Source organism: Nguyenibacter vanlangensis (genome assembly GCF_013376155.1).
GTDB classification, from domain to species: domain Bacteria; phylum Pseudomonadota; class Alphaproteobacteria; order Acetobacterales; family Acetobacteraceae; genus Gluconacetobacter; species Gluconacetobacter vanlangensis.
On the sequence record NZ_JABXXP010000694.1, the window covers coordinates 1 to 1425 of the forward strand.

Sequence of the window (1425 nt, forward strand, 5' to 3'; positions counted from 1 at the left end):
GCCAGCCCCGCCTGTTCCAGGCGCGCCCGGATCTCGCGGGCCGCCGCGACGACCGCCGGCCAGGGCACGCCTTCGCCGGGGTCCAGGTCCATGACGATCAGGTCGGGATGCTCCCAATCGCGGCTCGTGGCCCCCCAGGGATGGATTTCCAGGCTTGCGGCCTGTACCAGCGCGATCAGCCCGTCCAGGTCGCGAATGCCGATGAGCCGCTCCCCCGCCGCCGCCCGGGGATCGTGCAGCGCAACGACAGGCTTGCCGGCGCCCTGCCACGGATGTTTCTGAAAGAACCGCGCCCCTCCGATCCCGGTCGGGCAACGCAGCAGCGCCAGCGGCCGATCGGTGATGAAGGGCGCGATATGCGGCCAGATCGCCGCGTAATACGCGGCCAGATCCTGCTTGGTGATGCCGGCTTCGGGCCAATAGGGCCGGTCGGGATGGGTCAGGTCCATGGCGCGTCCTGTCGGCGCAAGGGGCGTCTCCTCCCGGATGATGTCGGCGGCCGGCTTGTCCTCGCGCAGGCCGCGAAACGACGCCTGGCGCACATGCCCATCGGCCGTCCAGCCCTGAAAGGCGATTTCGGCCACCAGTTCGGGGCGCAGATAGCGGATATCGCGCCGCTCCACGGCGGTCAGCGGCGTGGCGAACGGGCTGCGCGGAATGGTCAGCGGCGTCAGGCGGCGAAACAGGTCCCGCGCCATGTCGGCGGTAAAGCCGGTGCCGGCCCGCCCCACATGCACCAGCCGGCTTCGGTCATGGGCATCGTGGACCCCCAGCACCAGCGAACCGATCGCCCGCGGTGCGCTGCGCGAGGGCATGTAGCCGCCGATCACGAATTCCTGCCGCGCCCCGCATTTGGTCTTCATCCAGTCCCGGCTCCGCCCGGGCCGATAGGGCGCATTCCGCAGCTTGGAGACGACGCCCTCCAGCCCCAGCCGGCAGGCCTGGCGCAGCACCGCATCCCCCGCCACGTCGAAATGGGCGCTGAAGCGCAGCACGCCGGTCTCGGCGGACACCAGCCGATGCAGCAGCCCCTTGCGCGCGTCCAGCGGCGCCGCCTGCAGGTCGTACCCGTCGAGATACAGCAGGTCGAAGGCATAGAACGCGAAGCGATCGGTCCGCCCGGCGCTCAGATCGGCCTGCAGCGCCGAGAAATCGGACGCGCCGTCCGGCCGCTCCACCACCAGTTCGCCGTCGATCAGCGCATGCCGGACCGGCAAGGCGGCCAGGGCGGCGGCCAGTCGCGGGCCGAAGCGATCGCTCCAATCCAGCCCGGTCCGGGTCAGCAGCCGGACATGCCCGCCATCGATCCGGGCCAGCAGGCGATAGCCGTCGAACTTGATCTCATGCAGCCATTGCGGGCCCCGGGGCGCGATGCGGGCCAGGCTGGCCAGGGCCGGCGCGACGAAATCGGGCAGCGTTCCGGCC

1 protein-coding gene is annotated in these 1425 nt (G+C 71.1%); it reads right to left on the bottom strand.

Annotation, left to right across the window (positions count from 1 at the left end; all coding sequences use genetic code 11):
- The coding region (gene ligD / locus HUK84_RS18115) for a DNA ligase D (RefSeq protein ID WP_176641484.1) at nucleotides 1–1425 on the bottom strand (1425 nt) is incomplete at both ends.